At 61.2% G+C, this 7,837-nt stretch carries 6 protein-coding genes; all 6 read left to right on the top strand.

What is annotated here, in order from left to right:
- Positions 1-15 precede the first annotated feature (15 nt).
- On the top strand, positions 16-1,455 hold the full coding sequence (locus AC0AP0_RS06540; RefSeq protein WP_490429795.1) for an AI-2E family transporter: 1,440 nt from the start codon (positions 16-18) through the stop codon (positions 1,453-1,455).
- Positions 1,455-2,681, top strand: a complete 1,227-nt coding sequence (locus AC0AP0_RS06535; RefSeq protein ID WP_110425676.1) for a glycosyltransferase family 2 protein — start codon at positions 1,455-1,457, stop codon at positions 2,679-2,681. The genes AC0AP0_RS06540 and AC0AP0_RS06535 overlap by 1 nt, the downstream gene beginning before the upstream one ends.
- Before the next feature lie 55 nt (positions 2,682-2,736).
- On the top strand, positions 2,737-3,582 hold the full coding sequence (locus tag AC0AP0_RS06530) for an ABC transporter ATP-binding protein (protein ID WP_490429794.1): 846 nt from the start codon (positions 2,737-2,739) through the stop codon (positions 3,580-3,582).
- Positions 3,579-5,210 carry a hypothetical protein gene (locus tag AC0AP0_RS06525; protein ID WP_490429793.1) on the top strand — a complete coding sequence of 544 codons (1,632 nt, stop codon included), beginning with the start codon at positions 3,579-3,581 and terminating at the stop codon, positions 5,208-5,210. Before AC0AP0_RS06530 ends, AC0AP0_RS06525 begins: the two co-directional genes overlap by 4 nt.
- A gap of 91 nt (positions 5,211-5,301) precedes the next feature.
- A complete protein-coding gene (dacB, locus tag AC0AP0_RS06520; RefSeq protein ID WP_490429792.1) occupies positions 5,302-6,753 on the top strand; it encodes a D-alanyl-D-alanine carboxypeptidase/D-alanyl-D-alanine endopeptidase in 1,452 nt (483 codons plus the stop codon).
- The coding region (gene tilS / locus AC0AP0_RS06515) for a tRNA lysidine(34) synthetase TilS (RefSeq protein WP_490429791.1) at positions 6,695-7,837 on the top strand (1,143 nt) is incomplete at its 3' end. The genes dacB and tilS, both read left to right, overlap by 59 nt.

Genomic DNA, 7,837 nt, shown 5'->3' with positions numbered 1-7,837 from the left:
GGGATAATGGAACATATGGCCAACGAGCAAAAGCAGCGCTTCGATTTCGCGACGGTCTTCCCGCCCAAGGGGGATCCACGCCGACCTCCGGAATGGTTCGGCCGCGCCCTACTTTACGTGGTCATAGCCGTCTTCCTGGCCTGGTTCGCATACTCCTCCTGGTGGAAGATCGAATTCCTGGTCTTGGACGTGGTGATCGCCATCTTCGTCTCCCTGGCCATGGAGCCCCTGGTGCTCAGGCTGGTCAAGCATGGCTGGCGGCGAGGAGCGGCCTCGGCGGTCACCCTGATAGGTCTGATTATTATTGTGATCGTCCTCTTGGGTATGTTCGGCAATCTGCTGGTCCAGCAGGTCATCGGCATGGCCAACGGGCTGCCGGCCCTCTATGAGCAGGTGGCGGAATTCATCGCCAGCCGCACCCCTTGGCACCTGCCGGCCATGCAGGATCTGGGCGGGGAGATCGTCAAGAATATCCAGACATCCTGGGTGACGGACTTCGCGGGGCAGGCCTTGACCACCACCGTGGGGCTGGCAGGGTCCTTCATCAATATCATGACCGTCCTGCTGGTCATCTACTACATCTCCGCAGCAGGCCCCAAGCTGCGCCGCAGCCTCTGTCAGTGGCTGGCACCCAGGAGCCAGCGTCGTTTCCTCTTCGTCTGGACCATCGCCCAGGACCAGATCTCCAGCTTCCTGTTCAGCAGGACCATTCTGGCGCTCATCTCCGCAGCCTGCATGTCAGTCTTCCTAGTCATTCTCAAGGTGCCCTACTGGTTGCCGCTGGCCCTCTTCTGCGGGCTGGTATCCCAGTTCGTGCCTACCATCGGCACTTACATCGGCGGGGCCGTCCCCATAGTGGTGGCCTGGGGGAGCCGCGGACTGCTGGTGGCTGTGATTGTGCTGGTCTACATCATCATCTACCAGCAGATCGAAAATATGATTCTGGCCCCCAAGATCTCCCAGCGGACCATGGACCTCAACCCTGCCATCGCCTTCCTGTCCGTACTGGCACTGGGCGCGGTCTTCGGTGCCCTGGGCGCCTTCCTGGCCCTGCCTCTGGCGGCCAGCTTCCAGGCCATCTTCTCGGCTTCGGTCAAGCATTACGAGCTGATTGATTCTCCGCTCATGCAGGATCCCAAGCCGGTCGGCAAGTCCAAGGTGGTCGAAGGTGTCGAGGCATTCAACGAGCACGTGGTCCAGCCGGTGGCCAGCCACGTGGGCAGCCGGTCCGCCAAGGGGACCAGCGCCAGGGTTCGAGTGGACGACCCTGTCATGACCATTGCCAGCCAGCTTTACCCGACATCCTCGCCGACGGCCAAAGATCTGGATGAGTCGGCTACGGTGCCTATACCCAAGTCCGCGTTGGCCCCGGTAAAGCACAGGCCGCTCAAGGGTACCGAGACCGGGGACGAGGCCTCCGAGGGGGAGGACAACCCCCGCAAGGAGTGGCGCTGATGGCCCTGCTCAAGGTATTGGACGTACTGATGATGCTGCTGGGCGGGGTGGGCATCGTCTACCAGGCCATCTGCATCGTCATCTCCTTTGTCTCCAAGCCGGTGGTCTTTCCCGATGCTCCTTTTGACAAGCGGTTCGCCGTCCTTATTTCCGCTCGCAACGAGGAGCATGTCGTCGGTCATCTGATCAACTCCATCAAGGAGCAGACCTACCCAATCTCCATGGTCGACATATGGCTGGTGGCCGACAACTGCACCGACAACACCGCCGGACTGGCCAGATCCCTCGGCTGCCATGTGGTCGAGCGGCAGGACCCGGACCGGGTGGGCAAGGGCTACGCTCTGACCTTTCTGCTGGAGCAGATACTCGATCGGGGTCTTGACTCCTACTATGATGCCTACTTCGTCTTTGATGCGGACAACATTCTGGACCGCCACTACATCGAGGAAATGAACAAGGCTTTCCAATCCGGCTTCCGCATACTGACTAGCTACCGGAACTCGGTCAACTTTGCGGATAACTGGGTTTCCTCGGGTTCGGCCCTATGGTTCATCCGTGAATCCCGGTTCCTCAACACCTCAAGGATGGTCATCGGCTCCAGCTGCCACGTGGGCGGCACCGGGTTCATGTTCTCCAGAGAGGTTATGGAGCGCAACAACGGCTGGAAGTTCCACCTGCTGACCGAGGACCTGGAGTTCACCATGGACTCGGTTCTGCACGGCGAGCGCATCGGCTATTGCGGCACCGCCATCCTCTATGACGAGCAGCCGGTCACCTTCAAGCAGAGCTGGCGGCAACGGCTGCGCTGGAGCAAGGGCTTCCTTCAGGTCTTCCGCTACTACGGGCCTGCTCTGATTTCCCGGGCCTTCCGCGAACGTGATTTCTCGGCCGTTGACCTGACCATCCTGATCTGCCCCTTGACAGTTTTGGGGCTGGTCCGCTGCTTCTTCGGTCTGCTCTTCCCGGCTCTGGGTTTCGTGACTTGGGCCAGCCAGATGACCACCCTGGTGGATGGCATTGCAGCCGGGATTCTGGGCCTCCTGGCCATGATGGGCCTGGCTGCCCTTACCGTGCTGGCCGAGCGCGACAAGATCGGCGCATCCAACAAGGAGCTTTTCGCCTACTGCCTGAGTTTCCCCATCTTCATGCTCAGCTACGTGCCAATCTCCTTCCAGGCCATTTTCGCCAATCCGGGATGGAAACCCATCGAGCACTCAGGGCATTGAGGCCTGTTGCCCTCAATCGGCAGCGAGGTAGTGACTTGTTAGTAGACTTAAGGCCATGTCCGATGAAGTGCAAGCAACCAGCATGACCGCCCAGACGGCAGTGGTCCCTCCGCCAGATACACAGGCAGCGGTCTCTATCCGCGCCCTGGTCAAGTGTTATCAGGGCCGGCCTGCTGTCAACGCCCTCTCTCTGGACATCCCCCGGGGGTCCTTCTATGGGATAGTTGGCCCCAATGGCGCAGGAAAGACCACCACGCTGAACATGATGACAGGACTTCTGGTGCCGGACTCCGGCAATGTCATGATTCTGGGCAGGGACGTATGGTCGGACGTGGATACGGCCAAGCGGATCATCGGCGTCATGCCCCAGGGTGATCAGATCTTCGACAGGCTGACGGGTCTGCAACTGCTGGTCTACTCGGGCATGCTTAGACGGATGCCGCGTAGTGAGGCGCTGGTCCGGGCCAGGGACCTGTTGGAGGCTTTCGACCTGACTGATGCCGGCGGCAAGCGGGTCTGTGATTATTCATCGGGCATGACCAAGAAGATCTGCCTGGCTACGGCCATGATTCATTCCCCTAGACTCCTGGTGCTGGATGAGCCGTTCGAATCGGTTGACCCAGTCTCAAGCGCCAATCTCAAGGACATCCTGGCCGAGTATGTCGATACCGGGGGAACAGTGGTCATTTCCTCGCACGTCATGGCTCTGGTGGAGCGGATGTGCACCCATGTGGCCATCATCGACCATGGTCTGGTTCGGGCTGATGGCACGGTGGCCCAGGTCGCTGCAGGCGAGGATCTGGAGGATCGCTTCCTGGAGCTAGTCGGCGGCCGTCACCAGGCCAAGCGAATCGCTTGGCTGAACGGCTCCGGATCTGAGGAAGACCGGGAGGCGGAATGAGCACGGCATCCACCATCATCGCCATGCGTTGGTCCATTACCTGGAGCACGATCAAGCACTCTTCCTGGCAGATGGTCGGAGCCATCATCAGTCTGCTCATGGTCATAGGCATCTGCCTGGCTTCATGGCAGGCTTCACTGACACTGGGAGGCTGGTTGCCCAGTGCCGGTTCGGGCAACCGGCAGCGTATGGGAACCTTATTGGTCCTGTTCCTGGTCGGGCTGACTCTGGGAGTGGTCCTGATTCAACTGGCCTTCCTGGGCCAGGGGTCGATCCTGGGCCCCTCGCGATTCGTCCTTTACGGGATTCCTGACAGCCAGCTGCAAGTGGGGCTCTACCTGGCCGGGCTGACTGGGCCTACGGGATTGACTGGCCTCGTCTGCTTCCTGTCCCTGACGGCCATCTATGCACGCATGGGTGTCGGAGCCGCGATCGTGGCTTTGGTCGCGGCCCTCCTGGCTGTCATGGTGATGCTGGCCCTGTCCCGGGCTGTTTTGGACCTGGTCGGTACCTTGATGGTTTCTCAGCGCTCCCGATCCGGGCTCTATCTGCTGGTCACCGTGGTGATCATGCTTTTGTGTCTGCTGCCCTCTCTGCTGGACAGCGGGATCATGGATGGCATGGCAGTCGACACTGACTCCCTTAAGTCCGCGGCCGACATACTGGCCTGGACGCCACTGGGTGCCGCTGTCCGCCTGCCGGAGGATTTCCTTTCGGGATCATGGTGGGCTCTGCTCGGACGGCTGTGTATGGAGCTGGTCACCCTGGCTCTCTGTTTCATGATCGGCATGCTGTGTCTGCGTCATGACCGTTTGTACGCCGGGGCGAGGGCTGAACGGTCGGGTGCACCCAAGGGGCTGGGGATGCTGGGCCGGTCCCGGGACACTGTGGATGCCATGGCCGCGCGATTGCTGATTTATCTTCGTCAGGATCCCCGCAAGCTTGCCAGCTATCCGCTTCTGCTTGTCGTGGTGATTCTATACGCGGTGATCTTCCGCCAGATGCCCATGTTGCTATGGTTGGGACCGATCTTGGGCGCCCTGATGCTGGAGATTCCCGAGGGCAACGCCTTGGCCTACGATGGGCTCGCACTGCGTATGGAGATAGCGTCGGGAGTGAAGGGTCGTGAGGACCGGCAGTCCCGTGTCCGCAGCCATCTGAGTGTGGCTCTGCCCTGCATGCTCCTGCTTGGGTTGGTGACTTTGACACTTTCCGGGGCAATGAAGGGCGGGCGAGATCTGATCATCTCCCTGGATATGCTGGCTGTGACCGTAGGATTGCTCCTGTCTGGGCTGGGAGTTGCCCAGATTTTCTCGGCCCTGCTGATCTATCCGGTACCTTCTATGGACCAGCCCTTCACCTCACCGCAGGGACGTGCTGTTGCCCAAGGCTTCCTGCCAATACTGCAGTTGCTGGCTAGCCTGGTGATCATGCTGCCTACATTCTTGGTGACATTGCTGGCCATGACCACGGGCGGGGTTCTTCCGCTCTGGCTGCCTGTGCCGGTCGCACTGGCGAACGGCCTGGTTGTGCTTGCCGTAGGTGTCGCTTTAGGGTCTCGGATCTTCGATCGTCGTCAGTCGGCCATTCTGCTGACTCTGGATCGCTATGCCTCTCTGCAGTCCTGAGACAGCGACAGGACCAGTACTAGGCTAGTTGGATGATGCCGACCGAACCGAGCCGAATTTGGTTGGCGAATGCAAGTCCGGGAGAGAGCAATTGGGTGACAGACATCAGCAGCGCATGACACGCCGTCGTCAGATCAAGCGACGCTGGCGGGTGGCCTTGGCCATGCTTGTGGCTGTCATACTGGTCGTCGGCTATGCTTGCATGGATCTGGCTGACCTGGTGCCCGGGCCGCTGACTTTGTCCAAGACCAGTCATTCTTCGGTCCCCCCTGCTGTCATGATGGGCGAACCGCCGACCTTCACCGCCAACAAGCCCGGGTCCGCGGTGGATGCCGGTCAGGTCCAGCAGCTGGTCAACGCTTTCGCTGACACACCGGGCATAGGCAATGCATACTCGCTGGTTGTGCGACAGGCTGACGGACGGGTGCTTGCTCAGAAGAACGCCGACCAGGCACGCCAGCCGGCCTCCACCATGAAGACCTTGACCGCAGCCGCAGCCGCTTCCGTTCTGGATATGTCCTCCCAGCTGGATACTGAGGCGGTTCTGAATTCCTCTTCCTCCTCACAGGCGACGCTGACCCTACGCGGTCACGGCGATATGCTGCTAGGCGCCGGCAAGGACGATCCCCTGCACGTCAACGGCCGGGCAGGACTGGGAACTCTGGCCGTGAAGACGGCCCAGGCCCTGCACAAGCAGGGGGTCGGCCGAGTGACCTTGGCTTACCAGGACACGCTTTTCGGCGACGATCGGGCGCCGAAGGGAATCGAAGAAAACAATGCTGATGGAATCTACTTCCAGGAGCCTGTCGCTATGGCCGTGGATGAGGCCAGGCAGGGACAGGCCGAGCCTGTTGCCTATCCAGATGCAGGCGGTGTCTACCTGCCCAGGGTTCAAAATCCGGCAGGGGCTGCTGCAGCGGTCTTTGCCAGTCGCCTGATGGAGTCCGGGATTCAGGTGGACAATGCGCAGGAGCCAAACAGGATCGACCATGCCCAGGGCAAGGTTCTGGCCCGTATCAGCTCGGCACGGCTCAGCGAGATCATGTCGCTGATGCTGCGCAATTCCGACAACAGCCTGGCTGAGCTTTTCGGCCGCCTGACCGCCTTGGCCCTGGACATGCCCAACAGCCCAGCCGGGGCTGTGAAAGCCGTGACCAGCACGCTGAACAAGCTGGGTGTGGACACTGCGGGCCTCAACATGGCCGACTGTTCGGGGCTGACCCCTGGCTCGAGCCTAAAGGTGGGAACCTTGGTGGATGTTCAGCAGCTGGCCCTGTCCGAGAAGGGGCTGACCCCCCTGGTCAAGGGTCTGTCGGTGGTGGGGCTGACCGGCACGGCAGCCAGACGCGAAATCGACAATCAGGCCGACGGGCTGATCCGGGTCAAGACCGGCACCCTGGATCAGGTGACTTCACTGGCAGGCAATGTGATTCGACGCTCAGGCGGTGTTCTGGTCTTTGCTGTAGTCGTCAACGATCCCGAGGATGTGGCTGCTGCCCAGCAGGCTGTGGACACCTTGGTCGGATCCCTGGATCGGCTCTGAACGGGAGGACGCCTGGACCATGGTCTATTCAGCGGAGATGAAAAAGGCGGTGGGGCTCCTGCGTTCGACCCTGGACCGGGAGGGCCTGGGCCTGCAGGATCGGCGGTTCACCCATCACGGGGTGCACCGGCCCGATTCGGATGCTCCACTGGTCCTGGTGGCCTGTTCTGGAGGCCGGGATTCCCTGGCCCTGGCCTGCGTGGCCCATTTGGTGGCCGATATGACCGGTCTGCGGTGCGGGGCTTTGCTGATTGATCACGGTCTGGTGCCTGATTCGGATCGGGTTGCCGAGTGCGCGGCTGGAACCTGCCGGGAGTTGGGATTGGATCCGGTTCGCGTCACCAGAGTGGATGTGCCTGTCACTTCGGCTGGTCCTGAGGCCGATGCCCGTGCAGCCCGTTATCAGGCCCTCTCCGGGCAGGCCCTTGAGTTGGGCGCCAAGGCTGTCCTCCTGGCGCACACCCGTGATGATCAGGCTGAGACAGTGCTGATTGGCCTGATTCGCTCCCAGGGGCTGGAGGCCATCACCGGGATGGCTCGGCGTATAGAGCGTGGAGGAATGTGTTACCTGCGTCCGTTCCTGGATTTGGACCGGAAAGATACCACGGCCATTTGCCGCCAGCAGGGGATCGACTGGTGGGACGACCCCACTAACGGTGACGATCAGCCGGCCGATTGTACGCTTCCCGAGACGCTGCCGTTGCGCTCGCGGATCCGTCATGACCTGCTGCCTGCCTTGAATCGCTTCGCTGGCCGGGACATGGTCCGTCGCCTTGCTCTGGGTGCGGATATGGCCCGTCTGGATCAGGATTACCTGGACTCCCAGGTGGATGGACTCTACCAGCGGCTGGTTGCGAGCCCTGACTTGGACCAAAAGGCCGAAGGGGTTCTGGTCTGCTTGGATGCCCGCGGATTGGCCGACTGTCACCCGGCTCTGCGTACCCGTCTGCTGGCTCAGGTGTTGACCAAGCTGGGAATAAGGTTCACGGCCGTGCAGGTCCGGGCCTTGGATGATTTGGTCTGCCGATGGCACGGCCAGCAGGGCCCCCGCTTTCCCAGCTCTCATACAGCAATCCGTAAGGGT

Source organism: Bifidobacterium sp. POST2/T3 (B1), from assembly GCF_058197115.1.
This window is presented reverse-complemented; position numbering and strand designations above follow the sequence as displayed.

Coding starts and splice junctions, on each gene's coding strand:
- AC0AP0_RS06530 (WP_490429794.1), top strand. CDS start 2,737: ATGTCCGATGAAGTGCAAGCAACCAGCATGACCGCCCAGACGGCAGTG.
- AC0AP0_RS06535 (WP_110425676.1), top strand. CDS start 1,455: ATGGCCCTGCTCAAGGTATTGGACGTACTGATGATGCTGCTGGGCGGG.
- AC0AP0_RS06525 (WP_490429793.1), top strand. CDS start 3,579: ATGAGCACGGCATCCACCATCATCGCCATGCGTTGGTCCATTACCTGG.
- AC0AP0_RS06540 (WP_490429795.1), top strand. CDS start 16: ATGGCCAACGAGCAAAAGCAGCGCTTCGATTTCGCGACGGTCTTCCCG.